Annotated in this window: 13 protein-coding genes; 3 read left to right on the forward strand and 10 right to left on the reverse strand. The window is 69.6% G+C overall.

Annotated features, from left to right (window positions below; all coding sequences use genetic code 11):
- Positions 1-88 precede the first annotated feature (88 nt).
- Both ACS5PM_RS27450 and ACS5PM_RS27455 read left to right on the forward strand, forming a co-directional pair.
- Positions 89-3,139, forward strand: a complete 3,051-nt coding sequence (locus ACS5PM_RS27450; protein ID WP_439391075.1) for a ligand-binding sensor domain-containing protein — start codon at positions 89-91, stop codon at positions 3,137-3,139.
- Positions 3,136-4,920 (forward strand): response regulator, encoded by a 1,785-nt coding sequence (locus ACS5PM_RS27455; RefSeq protein WP_439391076.1) that lies wholly within the window; start codon positions 3,136-3,138, stop codon positions 4,918-4,920. Before ACS5PM_RS27450 ends, ACS5PM_RS27455 begins: the two co-directional genes overlap by 4 nt.
- Positions 4,921-4,990: 70 nt before the next feature.
- On the opposite strand, the gene ACS5PM_RS27460 is transcribed toward ACS5PM_RS27455, so the two are convergent.
- From ACS5PM_RS27460 to ACS5PM_RS27480, 5 genes are read right to left on the reverse strand one after another with little or no spacing between them, the layout of a single operon-like run.
- Entirely contained in the window at positions 4,991-6,337 is a 1,347-nt protein-coding gene (locus tag ACS5PM_RS27460; RefSeq protein WP_439391077.1) for a class-II fumarase/aspartase family protein, read from the reverse strand.
- A 25-nt stretch (positions 6,338-6,362) separates the two neighbouring features.
- Positions 6,363-7,187 carry an HpcH/HpaI aldolase/citrate lyase family protein gene (locus tag ACS5PM_RS27465; RefSeq protein WP_439391078.1) on the reverse strand — a complete coding sequence of 275 codons (825 nt, stop codon included), beginning with the start codon at positions 7,185-7,187 and terminating at the stop codon, positions 6,363-6,365.
- Positions 7,187-8,368: a CaiB/BaiF CoA transferase family protein gene (locus tag ACS5PM_RS27470; RefSeq protein ID WP_439391079.1), complete on the reverse strand. Its 1,182-nt coding sequence runs from the start codon at positions 8,366-8,368 to the stop codon at positions 7,187-7,189. The genes ACS5PM_RS27465 and ACS5PM_RS27470 overlap by 1 nt, the downstream gene beginning before the upstream one ends.
- A gap of 13 nt (positions 8,369-8,381) precedes the next feature.
- Positions 8,382-9,242 carry an HTD2 family dehydratase gene (locus ACS5PM_RS27475; RefSeq protein ID WP_439391080.1) on the reverse strand — a complete coding sequence of 287 codons (861 nt, stop codon included), beginning with the start codon at positions 9,240-9,242 and terminating at the stop codon, positions 8,382-8,384.
- A gap of 20 nt (positions 9,243-9,262) precedes the next feature.
- The gene (locus ACS5PM_RS27480) at positions 9,263-11,323 is read right to left on the reverse strand and encodes a 4-oxalomesaconate tautomerase (RefSeq protein ID WP_439391081.1); all 2,061 of its coding nucleotides are present in this window, start codon (positions 11,321-11,323) and stop codon (positions 9,263-9,265) included.
- A gap of 91 nt (positions 11,324-11,414) precedes the next feature.
- Between ACS5PM_RS27480 and ACS5PM_RS27485 the strand changes: the two genes are divergently transcribed.
- Positions 11,415-12,332 (forward strand): LysR family transcriptional regulator, encoded by a 918-nt coding sequence (locus tag ACS5PM_RS27485; protein WP_439391082.1) that lies wholly within the window; start codon positions 11,415-11,417, stop codon positions 12,330-12,332.
- Between the two features lie 21 nt (positions 12,333-12,353).
- Here ACS5PM_RS27485 and ACS5PM_RS27490 read toward each other — a convergent pair whose 3' ends face one another.
- The 5 genes from ACS5PM_RS27490 to ACS5PM_RS27510 all read right to left on the reverse strand — a co-directional run bounded on the left by ACS5PM_RS27490 (position 12,354) and on the right by ACS5PM_RS27510 (position 18,291).
- Complete coding sequence (locus ACS5PM_RS27490; RefSeq protein WP_439391083.1) at positions 12,354-13,439, reverse strand: MBL fold metallo-hydrolase; 1,086 nt, start codon at positions 13,437-13,439, stop codon at positions 12,354-12,356.
- Positions 13,440-13,780: 341 nt separating this feature from the next.
- The gene (locus tag ACS5PM_RS27495) at positions 13,781-14,947 is read right to left on the reverse strand and encodes an acyl-CoA dehydrogenase family protein (protein ID WP_439391084.1); all 1,167 of its coding nucleotides are present in this window, start codon (positions 14,945-14,947) and stop codon (positions 13,781-13,783) included.
- A gap of 68 nt (positions 14,948-15,015) precedes the next feature.
- On the reverse strand, positions 15,016-16,389 hold the full coding sequence (locus tag ACS5PM_RS27500) for an MmgE/PrpD family protein (RefSeq protein ID WP_439391085.1): 1,374 nt from the start codon (positions 16,387-16,389) through the stop codon (positions 15,016-15,018).
- Between the two features lie 304 nt (positions 16,390-16,693).
- Positions 16,694-17,875, reverse strand: a complete 1,182-nt coding sequence (locus ACS5PM_RS27505; protein WP_439391086.1) for a thiolase family protein — start codon at positions 17,873-17,875, stop codon at positions 16,694-16,696.
- The gene (locus tag ACS5PM_RS27510; protein WP_439391088.1) at positions 17,872-18,291 is read right to left on the reverse strand and encodes a Zn-ribbon domain-containing OB-fold protein; all 420 of its coding nucleotides are present in this window, start codon (positions 18,289-18,291) and stop codon (positions 17,872-17,874) included. The genes ACS5PM_RS27505 and ACS5PM_RS27510 overlap by 4 nt, the downstream gene beginning before the upstream one ends.
- Between the last annotated feature and the right edge of the window lie 38 nt (positions 18,292-18,329).

The raw sequence follows: 18,329 nt of genomic DNA on the forward strand, positions 1-18,329 counted from the left end.
TGAGTCTTTCGGGATACGCGGCCCGCGTGCCGAAAGCGGCAAAGGATTCTTCGTGAGTCAACAGGAAGGCCAACGTCGAAGACCTCTCATGTCCGGCCTGCTCCTGGCATCGACACTGCTCACTGCGGCTTCACCCGCGCTCGCGTTCGATCAGCCCCTGCAGATCGCCCAGTACGCGCACACCTCGTGGACCGCCCGCGACGGGGCCATGCTGGGCCTCGTCTTTGCAGTCGCACAGACGCCCGACGGCTATCTCTGGATCGCCGGGTCGTTCGGGCTGTTTCGCTTTGACGGCGTTCGGTTCGTGCCCTGGAGCCCGCCCAAGGGCCAATCGCTGGCGGAGCCCTACAGCCTGCTGGTGTCACGCGACGGGACGCTCTGGATCGGCACGTTCAGTGGCCTGGCCAGCTGGAACGGCACCGAGCTCACCCACTATTCGCAGACCGACGGTTCGTTCGTGACGTCCTTGCTCCAGGACCGCGAGGGAACGGTCTGGGCCGGACTGTTCGGTGACCGGGGGCGGCTGTGCGCCGTTCGCGCAGGACAGGCGGAGTGTTTCAAGCCGGAAGGGGGTTTCGGCACCTTCGTCTGGAGCCTGGGCGAGGACAGCTCCGGGAACCTGTGGGCAGGCGCGGATTCAGGCATCTGGCGTTGGAAGCCCGGAACGCCCCAGCGGTTCCAGGTGCCCGGCAAGCGGGTGGGCGACATGAGCACGACGGTCGACGGAAAGATCCTGATCGGCATCCGGGGCGGGGGGCTCAAGCAGTGGGTGGGCGACCAGCTCGTGCCCTATCCGATCCGGCGGGCCGCCAAGCCTGAGGAATGGATCCCCGACGGCGATGTCAAGTCGAACAAGTTGCTGCGCGACCGGGACGGCGGCCTGTGGATCGGAACCGATGGCCTCGGCCTCATCCACGTGAAAGACGGCAAGGCGGATTCGTTCACGCGGGCGGACGGCCTCTCGGGCAACATCGCCTGCAGCCTGTTCGAAGATCGCGAGGGCAACATCTGGTTCGGCAGCGAGAAGGGCCTGGACCGCTTTCGCAAGCTGCCGATCACCACCCTGTCGAGGCAACAGGGCCTGCCCGACGAAGGCACGAAGTCGGTGCTGGCCACCACCGATGGCAGCGTCTGGGTGGCGACGAACGATGGACTGGCCCGTTGGAAGGGCGAGCGAACGGTCGTCTACAAGGAGCGCGACGGGCTGCCGGATTCGAGGGTGCAATCCCTGTACCAGGACGCCGAAGGTCGGCTCTGGGCGAACACGGCCCGAGGCCTGACCTACTTCGCCAACGACAGGTTCGTCGCGGTCCAAGGGTCGCCCAGCAACGAGGTCTACTCGATGACGGGGGACGCGGCGGGCAACCTCTGGCTGTCGGGCAAGGAGGGCCTCGCACGACTGAACCGGGGCCGCTTCGTCGAGAACATCCCTTGGGCTGCCCTCGGTCGCCGGCAGCAAGCCAAGGTCATCATTGCCGACCGGGGCGGGGTGTGGCTGTCCTTCTGGATGGACGGCGGGGTGCTCTATTTCAAGGATGGGAAGGTCGAGGCTTCCTACTCGCCCGCCCAGGGGCTGGGGGCAGGCCACGTCGCCGGTCTGCGCCTCGACGCCGTCGGGGCGGTGTGGGCGGCGACGGAGCTGGGGGGCCTGAGCCGCATCAAGGATGGCCGCGTGACGACGCTCACCGTCGCCAACGGCCTGCCCTGCAACACGATCCACTGGTCGACGCTGGACGACGACGGGGCGCTGTGGATATACGCCGCCTGCGGGCTGGCGAGGATCACGCGTGACGACCTGGCGGCCTGGATCGCCGACCCCAACCACCGGGTGGCCGCGAAGCTGTGGGCCGGCGCGGATGGCGTGCCGCTCCTCGGGTTGTCGCCGGCCTATTTCAATCCTCCCGTGGCGAAAGGGCCGGATGGCAAGTTGTGGTTCGTGTCGGGCGCCGACGTCCACCTGGTCGATCCTGATCACCTGCCCTTCAACCCGCTGCCTCCGCCGGTTCACATCGAGAGCCTGGTCGCCGACCAGAAGGCCTACGCGGTCGCCAATGGGCTGCGCCTGCCCCCGCTCGTGCGAGACATGACGATCGAGTTCGCGGCACTGAGCCTTGCCGATCCGAAGAACATGCGCTTTCGCTACCGGCTGGAGGGACACGACAGCGATTGGCAGGAGGCCGTCGACAGACGCCAGGCCATCTATACGAACCTGCCGCCGGGCAACTATCGCTTCCACGTGAAGGCGTCCAACAACAGCGGCGTGTGGAATGAGACGGGCGCGCAGCTGCAGTTCTCCATCCTGCCGGCCTTCTACCAGACGACATGGTTTCGCCTGGTTGGCGCTGCGCTGCTGATAGGCCTGGCCTGGAGCGGCTTCAAGCTCTGGCTCCACATGCAGGTCCGGCGGCTGCAACGGCAGTTCGAGACGAGGCTGGAGGCGCGTGTCGACGAGCGCACGCGCATCGCGCGCGACCTGCACGACACCCTGCTGCAGCGCTTCCACGGGCTGCTGCTGCAGTTCCAGGCGGCGTTCAACCTGCTGCCCGATCGTCCGCGCGAATCGAAGCAGGTCCTCGCCGGCGCCATCGACCGCGTGGCCGAAGCCATCACCGAGGGGCGCGACACGGTGCAAGGCTTGAGGGCCTCGACCCAGGAGACGAACAACCTGGCCGACTCCTTGCGGGCGCTCGCCGAGGACCTGGCCAGCGAGAACGGCCATGCGGCGTCGGCGCTCGTCGAGGTCCAGGGCTCGCCGCAGGCCCTGCATCCGATCGTGCGCGACGAAACCTTCCGCATCGCCGGCGAGGCACTGCGCAATGCCTTCCGCCACGCCGAGGCGAAGCAGATAGACGTCGAGATCCGCTACGAAGCGCGGCAGCTTCGCGTGCGCGTGCGCGACGACGGCAAGGGGATAGACCCGCAAGTTCTGCGCAACGGCGGGAGGGAAGGCCACTTCGGCTTGAGCGGGATGCGCGAGCGCGCGGAGCTCGCCGGCGGCAAGCTCACCGTGCGCAGCAGTGTGGAGACGGGCACGGAAGTGGAGTTCAGCGCGCCCGGGTCACGGGCGTACAGTAAGCCCTCCCCAGCCCGATCGTGGCGGCTGCCCAAGAGATTTGCGCCCAGCGAGATTGGCGAATGACAGAAGATCCGACCCGAATCCAGGTTCTCTGTGTCGACGATCACCCGATCGTGCGGCAAGGCATCGCGACGCTGCTGTCGGTGGAGCCCGACATGACCCTCGTGGCCGAGGCGGCGAACGGGCGCGAAGCGATCCAGCAATACCGCGCCCACCGCCCCGACGTGACCCTCATGGACCTGCAGATGCCCGGGATGAGCGGGCTCGACGCGATAGCCGCGATCCGGGCCGAATTCCCGGACGCCCGGATCATCGTGCTCACCACCTATGCCGGCGACGCCCAGGCGCAGCGCGCACTGCAGGCCGGAGCCCGCGGCTACCTGCTGAAGAACGCCCTGCACAAGGAACTGCTCGACGCCATCCGCGGCGTGCACGGCGGCCGCAAGGCGCTGCCGACGGAAGGCTCGTTCGAGCTGGCCGGGCAGATCGCCGACGAGACGCTCACGCCGTCGGAAATCAGCGTCCTGCGATACATCGCGCAGGGCCAGTCGCACTCAGAAATCGCCAGGACGCTCGCGGTCAGCGAGGAGGCGGTCGAGCGCCAGGTGCAGAACATCCTGAAGAAGCTGGACGCGCTGGACCGCACGCTCGCCACGATGCCCGAACTGCAGAGCGGGATGGTGCAGACGGAGCGCGCCGCGCGGCATGCGGCCGAGGCGGCCAACCGCGCCAAGAGCGAATTCCTGGCCGGCATGAGCCACGAACTGCGCACGCCGCTGAACGCGGTCCTGGGCTATGCGCAGCTGCTGAGCATGGACGGCGGCCTGAGCCCGCGGCAGGCAAAGGGCCTGAACACCATCCACCAGAGCGGGCAGCACCTGCTGGAGCTGATCAACGACATCCTCGACCTGGCGCGCATCGAGGCGGGTCGCACCGAGCTGAACCCGGCGCCGGTGAACGTGTCGGAGCTGCTGCAGACGGTGGTGAACCTGATGCGGGTCAAGGCCGACGAGAAGAGCCTGGCCTTCGTGTTCGATGCCGGGGCGGGCCTGCCCGGGGCCGTGCTGGCCGACGAGCGCCGGCTGCGGCAGGTGCTGCTGAACCTGCTGGGCAACGCGATCAAGTTCACCGACAGCGGCACGGTCACCCTGGGCGCCAGCGCCGAGACCAGGGGCCCGTCGCAGGTCCTGCTGCGGCTGGATGTCGAGGACACCGGCGTCGGCATGCGCCCCGAAGAGCTGGAACGCATCTTCGAACCCTTCGAGCAGGTGGGCGAAGTGCAGCGCCGCAGCGGCGGCACCGGGCTGGGCCTGGCGATCACCCGCGCGCTGGTGAAGGACATGGGCGGACAGGTGCAGGTGAGCAGCGAGTTCGGCCACGGCACAAGGTTCCGGGTGGAGTTGCCGTTGCCGGTGGTGCAGCCGGCCGAGGCTTCACCCCGGAAGCACCCTGCGGTGGCGCGCTACGAGGGGCCGCCGCGGCGGGTGCTGGTGGTCGACGACGTGCCGGAGAACCGCACCCTGCTGTGCGACTTCCTCGTCAACGCCGGCTTCCAGGTGTCGCAGGCCACCGACGGCAGCGAGCTGCTCGCCGCCGCCAGGAGCTTCCGGCCGGACCTGATCCTGATGGACAGCGTGATGCCCATGGTGGACGGCGTGGAAGCCACCCGGCGCCTGAGGCGCGATCCCGAGCTGGGCGCGGTCCCGGTGATCGCCATCTCTGCCTCGGCCAGCGCCGAGCACCGGGCCGACTGCCTGAAGGCCGGGGTCAACGTGTTCCTGACCAAGCCGGTGTCCCTCGAGACGCTGCACGCGCACGTCATGGAGCAGCTGGGCCTGTCATGAACCGGGCGGGCGGCCGGCGCTGGCCGCCTGCACGCCCCCGGCCGTCCGGGAGCGTGGGCTCGGCATCGGCTCAGCGCAGCGAGGCCAGCACCCGATCGACCATCACGCCGGACTGCCCCAGGTAGTTCGCCGGGTCGCAGAGCGCCGCCAGCGCGGCGCGGTCGAGGTGCGGTTGGATCTCGGGGTGGATGGCCAGCAGGTCCAGCAGCGGGCGCTGCTGCTTCACCGCCTCGCGGCAGATGTCGTAGACCAGGTCGTGCGCATACTCGCGGCCGATGTACCGGCCCAGGCCCATCATCACCGCCTCGCTCATCACCAGGCCGTGGGTCAGGTCGATGTTGCGGCGCATCGCCTGCACGTCGACCTCCAGCCCTTCGAGCACGAAGCGTGACTGCTTCAGCGCGCCGGCCATCAGGCAGAAGGCCTCGGGCAGGACGATCCACTCGATCTCCCAGGGGCCCGTCGAGCGTTCGTGGTCGGCCACCATCGCATCCATCAGCGCGGCGGCATGCTGGCGCACGACCGAGATCGCCGCGTGGATGTAGCAGCTCGAGATCGGGTTGCGCTTTTGCGGCATGGTGCTGCTCGAACCCCGGCCGTGGGCGTAGGGCTCGTAGACCTCTCCCACCTCGGTCTGCATCATCAGCTTCACGTCCATGCTGAGCTTGCCGAGCGTGCCGCCGACGAGGCCCAGGAAGGCGCCCACCTCGGCGATGTTGTCGCGGATGGTGTGCCAGGCGATCACCGGCTGCTTCAGCCCCAGCTCGGCACACAGGCCGGCCTGGGTCTCCATCGCGCCCGTCTCGAGCGAGGCCAGCGTGCCGGCCGCACCTGCGAACTCGCCGACCAGCACGCGTTCCTTCAACTGCGCGAGCCGTTCGCGGTGCCGCTCGATGGCGCTCAGCAGGCCGGCCATCTTGTAGCCGAAGGTCACCGGGATGGCCTGCTGCAGGTTGCTGCGGCCGATCATCGGCGTGTCGCGGTGATCCCTGGCGTGCCTGGCCATGGCGGCCGAGATCGCGGTGAGCTCGCGATCGACGATGGCCAGGGCCTCGCGGATCTGCAGCACCGTCGCGGTGTCGGTGATGTCCTGCGTGGTGGCGCCCCAGTGGCAGTACTCGCCGAGCTTGTCGCGGCACAGCGCGTTGAGCTGCGACACCACGCCGAGGATGGGATAGCCGATGCGCTCGGTCTGCTGGCGAAGCAGGGCCAGGTCGATCTGGTCCAGCCGGCAGTGGCTGACGATCTCGTCGGCCGCTTCCTGCGGGATGAGGCCGAGGCGGCCCTGAACCTTGGCCAGCGCGGCCTCGATGTCGAGGTACTTCTGGGTGCGGTTCTCGTCGGACCAGACCTGGCGCATCTCGTCGCTGGAGAAGATGCCCTGGAAGATGGCGGAGTCGATGATGGACGATGGCATGGAGGTCTCCTGGGAAGTGTTCGGTTCAGTGGCCTGCGCGGTGCAGCGTGCGTTGCGCCTGCAGCACCACGGGGCGATCGATCATTCGGCCGTCGAGCTGGGCCGCGCCGGGCGAGGCGGCCTCGGCGGCCAGCACCCGGCGTGCCCAGTCGAGGGCTTGTGCGCTGGGCGCCAGCGCGGCGTGGATGGGCGCGACCTGGCGCGGATGGATGCACAGCTTGGCGCTGAAGCCGTGGCGGCGCGACCACGCGAGATCGGCGAGCAGGCGCCGCTCGTCATCGATCTGCGGGGTGACGCCTGCCACGGGCCCTGCAAGACCCGCGACGCGCGACGCGATCGCGATCACGCTCGCGGCATGGGCCAGGCCGCCAGGCTCGTCTTCGGCGCTGTCCAGGTCCAGATCGAGGTCCAGCGCGTAGTCGAGGGTGCCGAAGACCAGGCGGGCGACGCCCTCGGCGCCGGCCACCTCGGATGCCTTCGCCACGCCGCGTGCGCTTTCGATCAGGCCGAGCACGCTGGCACCCGGCACCAAGGCGCCCACGGCCTGCACCTGTGAGGCCGACTCGGCCTTGGGCAGCATCACGCAGGCGATTCGCGCCTCGCGCAGCAGCTTCAGGTCGTCGGCGAAGTTCGTCGACTGCGCCTCGTTGACGCGCACGACGATTCGCGAGCGGTCGCCGGCGGTGATTTCGCCGCACCACTGGGCGATCGCGTCGCGCGCTTCGCTCTTGGCGGAGGGGGCGACGGCGTCTTCCAGGTCCAGCACGATCGCGTCGGCGCCGCTGGCCAGGGCCTTGGCGAACCGCTCGGGGCGGTTGCCCGGCACGAAGAGGTAGGTGCGCGGGTCCATCAGATGGCCTCGGCCGATCTCAGCGCGCGGATGCCCTCGGCATCGATGCCCAGCTCGCCCAGGATGGCATCGGTGTGCTCGCCGAGCGCGGGCACCGGATCCATGCGGGGGCCTTCGTCCCAGGTGCCTGGCGGCAGCATCGCGGGCAGCGGGCCGACGGGCGAGCCGACCTCGCGCCAGCGTTCGCGCGCCCTCAGCTGCGGATGCTCCCAGACCTCGTGCATGGTGTTGACGCGGGCGTTGGCGATCTGGGCCGCCTCTAGCCGCTCGACCACCTGCGGCGTGGTCAGCGGCGCGAAGGCCTCGACGATGATCTGGCGCAGCGCGGCGCGCTCGGCCACCCGCTTGGCATTGCCGCTGAAGCGAGGCTCGCGCGCCAGCCCCGGCTGCAGCAGGACCTTGTCGCAGAAGTTGACCCACTCGCGCTCGTTCTGCAGGCCCAGCATCACGCTGCCGCCGTCGGCGCCGGTCGGGAACGGGCCGTAGGGATAGATCGTGGCGTGCGCGGCGCCGGTCCGCGGCGGCGGCGGCGCGCCGTCGAAGGCGTAGTAGAGCGGGTAGCTGGTCCATTCGGCCAGCGACTCCAGCATCGAGATGTCGATGTGCTGGCCACGCCCGGTCTGCGCGCGTTGCAGCAGGGCGGCCAGGATGTTGGTGTAGGCGTACATGCCAGCCGCGATGTCGGCCATGGAGGGGCCGGCCTTGCAGGGCTCGTCGGGCGTGCCGGTGACCGACACCAGGCCCGCCTCGCTCTGGATCAGCAGGTCGTAGGCCTTCTTGTCGCGGTACGGGCCGTCCGCGCCGTAGCCCGAGATGTCGCAAACGACGATGCCCGGCTTCTTCGCCGCGAGCACTTCGTAGCCCAGGCCGAGCCGCGCGGCGGCGCCGGGGGCGAGGTTCTGGACGACGACGTCGGCCTTCTCCAGCACCAAACGTTCGAGCACCTTGGCGGCCTCGGGGTGCTTCACGTCGAGCGTGAGGCTTTCCTTGGAGCGGTTGGTCCAGACGAAGTGCGAGGCCAGTCCTCGAACCCTCGAGTCGTAGCCGCGCGCGAAGTCGCCCACGCCGGGGCGCTCGATCTTGATGACGCGGGCGCCGAGGTCGGCGAGCTGGCGCGTCGCGAACGGCGCGGCGATCGCGTGCTCGAGCGTGACGACGGTGAGACCTTTGAGCGGTTGCATGGCAGTTCCTCGTTCAGCGCAGCGTGGCGACGGCGTCCATCGTCAGCCAGCCTTCGTGGTCTTGCGCCCACAGCTTGATGGTCTGGCCGTCTTCCTGGAGCTGCCCATTGACGCGGAAAGGGTTCAGGTCGAAGGTCGGCCGGACCGCCTTGAAGCGGAAGCCGGCCACGTCGGCACCGGGTGCGTTGCGGCGCACCAGATCCATCAGCAGCGTCGCGATCAGCGGGCCGTGCACGATCAGCCCCGGATAGCCCTCGACCTCGGTCACGTACTTGCGGTCGTAGTGGATGCGGTGGCCGTTGAAGGTGAGCGCGGAGTAGCGGAACAGCAGCACGTCGTCCGGCACGATCTCGCGCTGCCACGCGGCCCCCGTCGCGGCGGCCTGCGGCGCAGGCTCCACGTCGCCGGGGCGCTTGGCGTCCCGGTAGACGATGTCGTGGAACTCGACGATGGCCGGCTCCGCCGAGCCGTTGCAGCGCAGCTCGTGCCGCACCTTCACGAACACGAGCTGGCCGGTGCGCCCCTCCTTGACCGAGACATCGGCGATCGTCGAGGTGCGTTCGACCGCGTCGCCCACCCGCACCGGCGAGCGGAACTCGAACTGGCTGCCGGCCCACATCCGCCGGGGCAGCGGGACGGGCGGGAGGAAGCCGCCCCGCCGGGCGTGGCCATCGGGCCCGATGTCGCTTTGGCGGTGCAAGGGCAGGAAGTACAGCCAGTGCCACAGCGGCGGCAGCGCCTGCCCCTTCTCCACGGGTGTCGGCGGGTGGTCGAGGGTCGCGTCGAGCGCCCTCGCCGGTGTGGCGCCGATCTCGTCGCGCACGGTCTCGCTGCGGCCAGTCCAGGCCTTCAGGTCGTCGAGGGATGTGTCCATGTCCGAGGCTCCTTCGGTGCTCAATCCGCCGTCAGCTTCGCGCGCTGGACGACACCCTTCCACTTGGCGAGCTCGCTGCCGACCAGGGCGCCGAACTGTTCCGGCGTGCTGGTCTCGACATCGGCGCCGTGGTCCTCGATGCGCTTGATGATCTCCTTGTCGGCCAGCACCTGGTTCAGCGCCTTGTTCAGCTGGTCGATGATGGGCTTGGGCGTCTTGGCCGGGGCGAAGAAGCCGTACCACTGCTGCACGTCGACACCTTCGATGCCGGACTCCTTCAGCGTGGGCACGTCGGGCAGGAGGGCCGAGCGCTTCGGCCCCGCCACCGCCAGGGCGCGCAGCTTGCCGGACTTGACGTGCGGCAGGGCCGTGAACAGGCTCGGGAACATGAATTGCGCCTGTCCACCGATGGTGTCGCTGATGGCGGGCGCGGAGCCCTTGTAGGGCACGCCCAGCATCACCACGCCGGCGTTGAGCTTGAACAGCTCGGCCGCATAGTGCGGGGCGGTGCCGTTGCCGGCCGAGGCATAGGTGTACTTGTCCGGCTTGGCCTTGAGCTGCGCCACCAGGTCCTTCACATCCTTCACGGGCACATTCGCGGTGGCCACCATCAGCGTCGGCGAATAGCCCACCAGGCCGATGGGTGCGAAGTCGGCCACCGGGTCGTAGCGCAGCTTCTGCAGCGCCGGGTTCATGGCGTGCGTGGCGATGTAGCCGAACATCAGCGTGTGGCCGTCGGGCGTGGCGCGCGCCACGTACTCGCTGGCGATCGCACCGTTCGCGCCGGCCCGGTTGTCGATGATCACCGTCTGGCCGAGCAGAGGCCCCAGCTTCTGGGCGATGGTGCGGGCCATCGCGTCGTTGCCGCCGCCGGCCGCGGTGGGCACGACGATGGTGATGGTCTTGTCCGGGTAGGCCATGGCCAGGGGGGCGGATGCAGCCATCACGGCGGCCACGGCGGGGGCGATCAATCGGTTCATGGGTTTGTCTCCTTCGACTGGACTCTTGGAAAACACGTAGGGCGGGAGGTGGAGTTCGCCTTGCAGGATCTTTCGGGCGGTGCGCACCAGCGCGGCCCGCTGGATGCGCGCTTCGGCGCCGGCGCCTTCGATGGCGACCTCCACTTCGATGCGCCCTTGCGGATGCAGCACCGCGATGCTTCGCGTGCCGGGGGTGGACTCGACGCCGCTGATGACGGTGCCGGGCAGTGCGAAGGCGGTGGCCACGCCGATGGCGCCGGTCACCGCATGCGAGGCGTGGCAGCGGCGCGGCGTGAAGTAGCGCGAGGTGATGCTGTGCTCGTCGTCGCCGTCGCTGGCGATCACCGGCTTGGGCACGACGCTGTTCGACACGTCGCCCAGTCCCATCGCCTCGCCGGCGGCGCAGCGCAGCTTCTCGATGCGCTCCAGCAGGGCCCGGTCGGCATCCAGCTCGGCGGGCGTCTCGCGGCCGGTCAGGCCCAGGTCGCGCGCCCTCAGGATCACCAGCGGCATGGCGGCGTCTATGCAGGTCACGGCCAGGCCGTCGATGGTGTCGATGCGCCGCCCGGTCGGGAACAGGGAGCCGGTCACGGCGCCCCAGGCGTCCAGGAAGTTCAGGCGGATCGGAGCGGCCGTGCCGGCCACGCCGTCGATGCCGGTTTCGCCGTCGTAGCTCACGCGGCGGCCCGGCGTGAGCACGGTCACGTCGATGCGCGAACGGGTGTTGACGTTGAACACGCGCACGGTGGTCTCGCCCTCCTGCGCCGCGACGAGCCCCTGCTCGATCGCGAAGGGCGCCACGCCTGAAAGCATGTTGCCGCAGTTGGGCCGGGTGTCAACCGACTTCTGGCCGACGCCCACCTGCGCGAACAGGTAGTCGACGTCGCAGCCCGGCTGCGAGGATTTCGAGACGATGGCGACCTTGCTGGTCAGCGTGCTTCCGCCGCCGACGCCGTCGACCTGCAGCAGGTCGGAGGCGCCGATCGCGCCGATCAGCGCCTCGTCGCGCGCCGCGTCATCGGCGGGCAGCCAGTCGCGCAGGAAGAACGGGCCGCGCGACGTGCCGGCACGCATCAGGACGCAGGGAATGACTCGGTTCATGGAGCGTGATGATGGGCGCCGGCATTGCAAAAGAGAATTGCATCTTTAAGATCAACTGATCCGGTTTGGGCATCAATCAAGAGGGCTGGCCATGGCCATCAACTTCGACCTGAACGACCTGCTCGCGTTCCGTGCGGTGGCCGAGCTCGGCAACTTCCGCAAGGCGGCGGAATCGGTGCACCTTTCGCAGCCGGCCTTCAGCCGTCGCGTCGACAAGCTGGAGCAGGCGCTGGGGGTGCGCCTGCTGGAGCGAACGACGCGCCGGGTCACGCTGACCGCCGTCGGCCGCGATTTCGAGCGCAAGGTGCGCGAGCTGCTGGACGAGCTCGACGCGACGCTGATGGGCATCCGCGGCGTGGCGGCCACGCGCATGGGCGAGGTGACCGTGGCCTGCGTGCCGTCGACGGTGTACTACTACCTGTCACAGGTGATCCGCCGCTACCACGAGCGCTGCCCGAAGGTGCGCGTGAAGGTGCTCGACGCCAGCGCCAACGAGGTGCTCGCCACGGTGTCGCGGGGCGAGGCCGATTTCGGGTTGAACTTCATAGGCGCCCAGGAAGGGGACCTGGAGTTCAAGCCCCTGGTGGAGGAGCGTTTCGTCGCCGCCTGCCGGCGCGACCACCCCTTGGCCGGAATGCGTCGCGTGAGCTGGGCCCAGCTGAGCGAGCACGACTACATCTCGGTCGGGCGCAGTTCAGGCAACCGAGTGCTGCTGGACCAGGCGCTGGCCGGCGTGGCGAGCCGGCCGCAGGCGATCTACGAGGCCCAGCACGTGACCACCACGCTCGGCCTGGTCGAAGCCGGGCTCGGCGTCGCCGCCGTGCCTTCGATGGCCATGCCGGGGCCGGAGCATCCCTTGCTGGTCAGCGTGCCGCTGGTCGACCCGGTGGTCTCGCGCAAGGTCGGCCTGATCTGGCGCCGCGGCCGGTCGCTTTCGCCGGCGGCGCAGCAGCTGTTCGATCTCTTCGGAGAGGTCAAGGAGCGCAGGCGCCCGCGCGGCCCGGCGTGATGCCTCAAGCCGGGCGTCCGTTCACTTCGCCCGCTCCAGGACCAGCGTCTGGCCGATCGCCAGCAGCGTGAAGGCGTCGTCCGGCACGCCGTGCAGCGCGCGGGCCTTCGGCAGGCCTTCCAGCGGGGCCTCGACGGGGTCGTCGCAGAGGCGGAAGGTCCCCCAGTGCACGCCTATCGAGCGCCGGCTCTTCACGTCGAGGTGGATGCGGACGGCCTCGTCCTCGTCGACGTGCTGCATCTTCATGAACCAGCGCGGCTGGTAGCAGCCCACCGCGATCTGCGAGAAGTCGAAGCCGCCGAAGCGCGCGCCTATGTCCTGGAAGTCCTTCGAGTAGCCGGTGTCGCCGGTGTAGAACATCGAATACGGCCTGGCGCCCACCTGGCCCTGGACGACGAACCCGCCCCACAGCACGCGGTTGCGGTCCCAGGGCGTTCGGCTGGTCCAGTGCTGCACGGGCACCAGGTGGACGCTGACCGAGCCGCCGGTCACCGGCAGGTCCACCCGGTCCCACCAATCGATGGCGCGGCTGTTCGGGATGCCCTGATCACGAAGCCAAAGGTCGATGCCAAGCGGCACGAGGAAAAGCGGCGGGCCGGCCGCCTGCGCGGCCAGGGCCTGCACCGTGGGCAGGTCGAGATGGTCGTAGTGGTTGTGCGAGATCAGCACGGCGTCGATGCGAGGCAACTCCTCGAGCCGGGCCGGCAGCGGCACCTCTCGCTTCGGGCCCATGAAGGAAACCGGCGATGCACGCTCCGAGAACTGCGGATCCGTCAGGATGTTGAGACCGCCGATCTGCCACAGCGCCGTCGAGTGACCCAGCCAGGTGACCGTCGCGTCGCGCCGGTTGGCCCGCAGGTAGGCGAGATCCGGCTGGGTGCGCGGCACGCGCGAGACATCCTGCGCCGGCAGGTCGCCAGTCCAGCGCTCCCACTGCCAGCGCCAGAAGCTGGGCCGGTCGCTCCAGTTGTCGACGTAGTGGTTGTTGAAGCCGTCCGGCCGGTGATGCGGCTTGGAGGGGTCGTAGTAGGGGTTGACGCTCGAGCAGCCGACGTTGAGTGCGACGGTGACGGCCAGGGCGGCGAGCGCTCCGTGACGATGGGGCATGGGCCGATTCTGGCGCCCGCGCCGGGCCCGGAAGCCCCGGAAGGTCGTGCTTAAAAAAACCCGCCGCCACCCGGCACTCGGTGCTCAGGGAGGAAGAAACACCGCCGTTGAAGGAGGCACCAGGCAGCCCGCGCGCGGCGCGGCTCAGGGCGGGAAGGCCGCAGTCTACGCCTGCCATGCAGGTGATTCAGCCTCCCGGACGCCGCGGTGCGGCGGCTTGCCACCGGACGCGCCGCAGAAAGCGCGTTCATGCTGGGCGAGTGATCCGACGGAGCTCGGCGGACGGCAAATGGACTCTCTGCGACCCGCCCCCCGGCCCGCTTCCGGTGGCCAGTCCGGCCTCAGTGCGCTGCTTCGCGGATCATGTTGCGGGCGATGACCAACTGCTGGATCTGGCTGGTGCCCTCGTAGATGCGGAACAGGCGCACGTCGCGGTAGAAGCGTTCGATGCCGTGATCGGCGACGTAGCCCGAGCCGCCGAAGATCTGCACCGCGCGGTCGGCCACGCGGCAGCACATCTCGGAGGCGAAGAGCTTGCAGCACGAGGCTTCGGTGGCGACGTTCTCGCCCTCGTCGCGACGGCGCGCGGCGTCGACCACCATGCAGCGTGCGGCGTAGACCTCCATCTTGCTGTCGGCCAGCATGGCCTGCACGAGCTGGAACTCGGCGATGGGCTGGCCGAATTGCTTGCGCTCCATCGCATAGGCCAGCGCGTCTTCCAGCATGCGCTCGGCCACGCCTACGCAGATGGCGGCGATGTGGATGCGGCCCTTCTCGAGCACCTTCATCGCGGTCTTGAAGCCCATGCCCTCCTTGCCGCCGATCAGGTTGGCGGCGGGCACTCGGCAGTTCTCGAAGATCACGTCGGCGGTGTGCGCGCCGCGCTGGCCCATCTTCCTGTCCGGCTTGCCGATCGTGATGCCCGGGGTGCTGCGCTCGACGATGAAGGCCGACACGCCGCCGGCGCCCTTGTTGTTCGGGTCGGTGCGGGCCATGAGCGTGAACAGGCCCGCGTGCGGTGCGTTGGTGATGAAGCGCTTGGTGCCGTTGACGATGTAGTGATCCCCTTGCTCGTCGGTGCCTCGGCGCGCGGTGGTGCGCAGCGAGGCGGCGTCGGAGCCGGCCTCCGGCTCGGTGAGCGCGAATGAGGCGATCAGCTCGCCCGAGGCCAGCATGGGCAGGTACTTGTCCTTCTGTGCCGGCGTGCCGTCGATCAGGATGCCCTGCGAGCCTATGCCCACCGTGGTGCCGAACAACGAACGAAAGGCCGGGGAGGTGCGGCCCATCTCGAACATCACCAGCGCCTCCTCCTCCATCGTCACGCCCAGGCCGCCATACGACTCCGGCACGGTGAGCCCGAACAGGCCCATGGCCTTCATGTCGGCCACGATGTCCTCGGGGATCTCGTCGGTCTCGGCCACGGTGTTCTCGGCGGGCACCAGGCGTTCCTTGACGAAGCGGCGCACGCTGTCGAGCAGGGCCTTGAGCGTGTCGGGGTCGCGGATCATGGGGTGGGTCTCCTCGGCAAGGGATGGGTTTCAGCGGGCCTGGGCCAGCAGGGCGCGCGGCAGCATGTTCACGGCAGCAGGCGCTCGACGCGCGCCCAGTCGGCGAGGCGCCACGCGCGCGAGATCAGCGCGTCCATCTCGGCTTCGCTGGCCCCGCGTGCGTAGGCCGCGAGCTGCCGCGCCTTGGCCTCGATCTCTTCGCGGCTCAACGTGTTGCCGGGGTCGCCCTTCGGCTCGTCAACGCGGCCATGCAGCGTGCGTCCGTCGGTGGTCAGCACCTCGACCTTGCCGATCCAGCGCTGCGGGTAGGCGCCATCCACCTCGGCATCGATCTGCATCTGTACCTTGTGGCGAACGGCCACGACGGGCGGGTCCCGGTAATGCTCGTCGAACTCGGCCAGGCCGGCGCGGTCGTGGCAGGCGATCAGGCCCAGCACCGTGCCCATCGAGAACTTGCTCTGGTGCACCGTCTGCGGGTCGACCACCGGCCCCAGCACGTCGATCGCCCCCTGGTGAACCTGTGCGGTCACCCGCTCGATGTCGGCAGCCTTCAGGCCATGCGTGCGCATCACCTTCTGCAGCGCGTCGGCCGCCGGGTGGGTGTGGCGGCAGGAGGCGTGGAACTTGAACGAGGTTTCGGCCAGGGCCCAGCGCTCGCCGAGGCGGTCGGTGAGCCTGGCCGGATCGGCGTCGCGCGACATGCCCGCGCCCAGGCCTTGAGGCCCCTCGAGAATGCGCTGTGCGCCGGTGAAGCCTTCTCGCGCGAGCCAGGCGGCCAGGAGGCCATCACTGGCGGCCTTGGCGGTGTGCAGCTGCTTGGAATCAGCCGCGTCGCGAAGGAATTCCCACAAGCCGGCGGATTGCGTGCCGGCCGAGCCGAAGGCATGCAGCATCTGCGCCGCATCCAGCCCCATCAGCCGGCCGACGGCCGCCGCCGCGGCCAGCGTGCCGGCGGTGGCGGTGGTGTGGAAGATCCTGTAGTGCGAGCGCCCGAGAAACTCGCCCACGCGGATCCCCACCTCGTAGCCTGCCACCGAGGCGGCGAGCAGCTCGCGGCCCGACGCGCCTATGGCCTGCGCCACCGCCAGTGCCGGCGGGAACACGACGGCCGCGGGGTGGAACACCGAGCCGTTGTGCACGTCGTCCTGCTCGGCCACATGCGAGGCGGCGGCGTTGACCATGGCCGCGAAGAGCGGGCTCGTCCGCGTGCGCGAGATCAGCACTTCGCTGCGGCCGTCGGAAGGGCCCATCGCCTGTGCGAAGGCAGCGATCGTCTCCACCGGCCGCGCGCCCTTGCCGGCCAGCACCGAGCCGAGCCAGTCGAGGAACAGGTCCTCGGTGCGGCGCAGGACGGGCGCGGGGATGTCTTCGAAGCGCAGGCCGGCGGCGAAGGCGGCCAGCGTCTTGCTCGGGTGGTCTTGCATGGCGTGGCCGTCGTTCATGTCGGTGGTTCTGGGTGCCGGGCGAGAGGGGGCTTCGACAGGCTCAGCCCGAACGGACTGGGGGTGCTCAGCTCGGACGGATTGAATGAAGGCTTCGACAAGCTCAGCCCGAACGGATGGGGGGTGCTCAGCCCGAACGGATGGGGGGTGCTCAGCCCGAACGGATGGGGGGTGCTCAGTCCGGACGGATGAACATCCCACCGTTCGCCCTGAGCAGGGGACTGAGCTTGCCGAAGGCCCCGTGTCGAAGGGTGGGTGGATGAGCGCATGGGCTTCGCCAGGCTCAGCCCGAACGGGGCGGGCCTCACAGCGCCTCGGCCAGGCCCAGCACCGCGGTCGACTGGCTCGACAGCGTGCCGCCGTTGCCGTGCGCGATGGCCGTCTTGGCCCCGGGCACCTGGCGTTCGCCGCCTTCGCCGCGCAGCTGCCGCACCGCCTCGATCAGCGCAAAGATGCCGTACATGCCGGGATGCACGCATGACAAGCCGCCGCCGTTCGTGTTCACCGGCAAGCGGCCGCCCGGCCCGATGGCCCCGCCCTCGACGAAGGCACCGCCTTCCCCCTTGGCGCAGAAGCCCAGGTCTTCCAGGAACAGCAGCACGTTGATGGTGAAGGCGTCGTACAGCTGCACCACGTCGATGTCAGCCGGCTTCATGCCCGCCATCGCGAATGCGGCGTGGCCGGAGTCGCGGGCGGCCGTCACGGTCAGGTCGGGCATCGAGGAGATCTGGCGGTTCCACACCGCCGTGCCGTTGCCGAGGACGTAGACCGGCGTGCGCGGCAGATCCCGCGCGCGGTCGGCGCGCACCAGCACATAGGCGCCGCCGCCGTCGGTGACCAGGCAGCTGTCGCGCACGGTCAGCGGGTCGCTCACCATGCGTGCGCCGAGCACGTCTTCAATGGACAGCGGCTCGCGCATGAAGGCCTCGGGGTTGCGCTGCGCCCAGGAGCGAGCCGCCACCGCCACCTCGGCCAGCTGGCGGCGCGTCGTGCCGTACTGGTGCATGTGGCGCGAGGCCGCCAGCGCGTAGGCCGACAGCGGGAGCATCGGTTCGTAAGGCGTCTCGTAAGGCTGGGGGTCGAGATAGCGGCGGCTGGCGACGATCTCCTTGCGTCCGAACGTCGCCGAGCGCTGCGCGCTGCCATAGCAGACCAGCACCGCATTGCACTGGCCCGATTGCAGCGCCTGCATGGCCGGCAGCAGGTGGGCGATGAAGCTGGAGCCGCCGATCATCGTGCTGTCGATGTAGCTCGGGCGAATGCCGAGGTACTCGACCACCGGCATGGCCCACATGGTGGCGCCGCCGCTGGCCGTGCACAGGCCGTCGATGTCGCTCATCTGCAGGCCGGCATCGGCCACCGCGGCGCGGGCGGCGTTCGCCAGCAGCTCCATGTCGGTGTAGCCGGGCGCCTCGCCGCAGCCGAAGGTGGCCACCCCGGCGATGGCGGCGCTGCCGCGCAGGCTCCTCAAGTCGTTGCGACTCATGCTGGCGCTCCTTCGCTGGCCAGGTCGAACACGACCAGCCCCTGGCCGGCCTGCTGCACCACGCGCGCCTTCACGCGTTGGCCTATGCGCACATCGCTGCTCGGCACGCCTTCCACCCGGCTCATCAGCCGCACGCCTTCGTCCAGCTCGACCAGGCAGACGTTGTAGTCGCCGCCGGCCTCGGGCTTGCGGCGCACGGTGGTCACCGCGTAGACGCTGCCGGTGCCCGCCGGCACGACGAACCTCAGCTCGCCGTGGCCACAGTGCGGGCACAGCTCGCGCGGGAAGTAGACCGCCTGGCCGCAGCCGGTGCAGCGCTGGATCAGGAAGCGGCCTTCGTTCAGGGCCGCCTGGTGGCGCGCGAGCACGCCGCCTTGCGGATCGGGGGTAGGGCGGGAGGAGGTCGTCGTGTTCATGCCTGCAGCATGGCCGCAGGCGGGCCGCGGCGCCATTT

Origin of the sequence: Ideonella flava (assembly GCF_051857595.1) — a bacterium.
Lineage (GTDB): Bacteria > Pseudomonadota > Gammaproteobacteria > Burkholderiales > Burkholderiaceae_C > Ideonella.

What these genes read in the sequence shown, in the direction of transcription:
- ACS5PM_RS27450 (WP_439391075.1), top strand. Translation starts at nt 89, where the DNA reads ATGTCCGGCCTGCTCCTGGCATCGACACTGCTCACTGCGGCTTCACCC.
- ACS5PM_RS27455 (WP_439391076.1), top strand. Translation starts at nt 3,136, where the DNA reads ATGACAGAAGATCCGACCCGAATCCAGGTTCTCTGTGTCGACGATCAC.
- ACS5PM_RS27460 (WP_439391077.1), bottom strand. Translation starts at nt 6,337, where the DNA reads ATGCCATCGTCCATCATCGACTCCGCCATCTTCCAGGGCATCTTCTCC.
- ACS5PM_RS27465 (WP_439391078.1), bottom strand. Translation starts at nt 7,187, where the DNA reads ATGGACCCGCGCACCTACCTCTTCGTGCCGGGCAACCGCCCCGAGCGG.
- ACS5PM_RS27470 (WP_439391079.1), bottom strand. Translation starts at nt 8,368, where the DNA reads ATGCAACCGCTCAAAGGTCTCACCGTCGTCACGCTCGAGCACGCGATC.
- ACS5PM_RS27475 (WP_439391080.1), bottom strand. Translation starts at nt 9,242, where the DNA reads ATGGACACATCCCTCGACGACCTGAAGGCCTGGACTGGCCGCAGCGAG.
- ACS5PM_RS27480 (WP_439391081.1), bottom strand. Translation starts at nt 11,323, where the DNA reads ATGAACCGAGTCATTCCCTGCGTCCTGATGCGTGCCGGCACGTCGCGC.
- ACS5PM_RS27485 (WP_439391082.1), top strand. Translation starts at nt 11,415, where the DNA reads ATGGCCATCAACTTCGACCTGAACGACCTGCTCGCGTTCCGTGCGGTG.
- ACS5PM_RS27490 (WP_439391083.1), bottom strand. Translation starts at nt 13,439, where the DNA reads ATGCCCCATCGTCACGGAGCGCTCGCCGCCCTGGCCGTCACCGTCGCA.
- ACS5PM_RS27495 (WP_439391084.1), bottom strand. Translation starts at nt 14,947, where the DNA reads ATGATCCGCGACCCCGACACGCTCAAGGCCCTGCTCGACAGCGTGCGC.
- ACS5PM_RS27500 (WP_439391085.1), bottom strand. Translation starts at nt 16,389, where the DNA reads ATGAACGACGGCCACGCCATGCAAGACCACCCGAGCAAGACGCTGGCC.
- ACS5PM_RS27505 (WP_439391086.1), bottom strand. Translation starts at nt 17,875, where the DNA reads ATGAGTCGCAACGACTTGAGGAGCCTGCGCGGCAGCGCCGCCATCGCC.
- ACS5PM_RS27510 (WP_439391088.1), bottom strand. Translation starts at nt 18,291, where the DNA reads ATGAACACGACGACCTCCTCCCGCCCTACCCCCGATCCGCAAGGCGGC.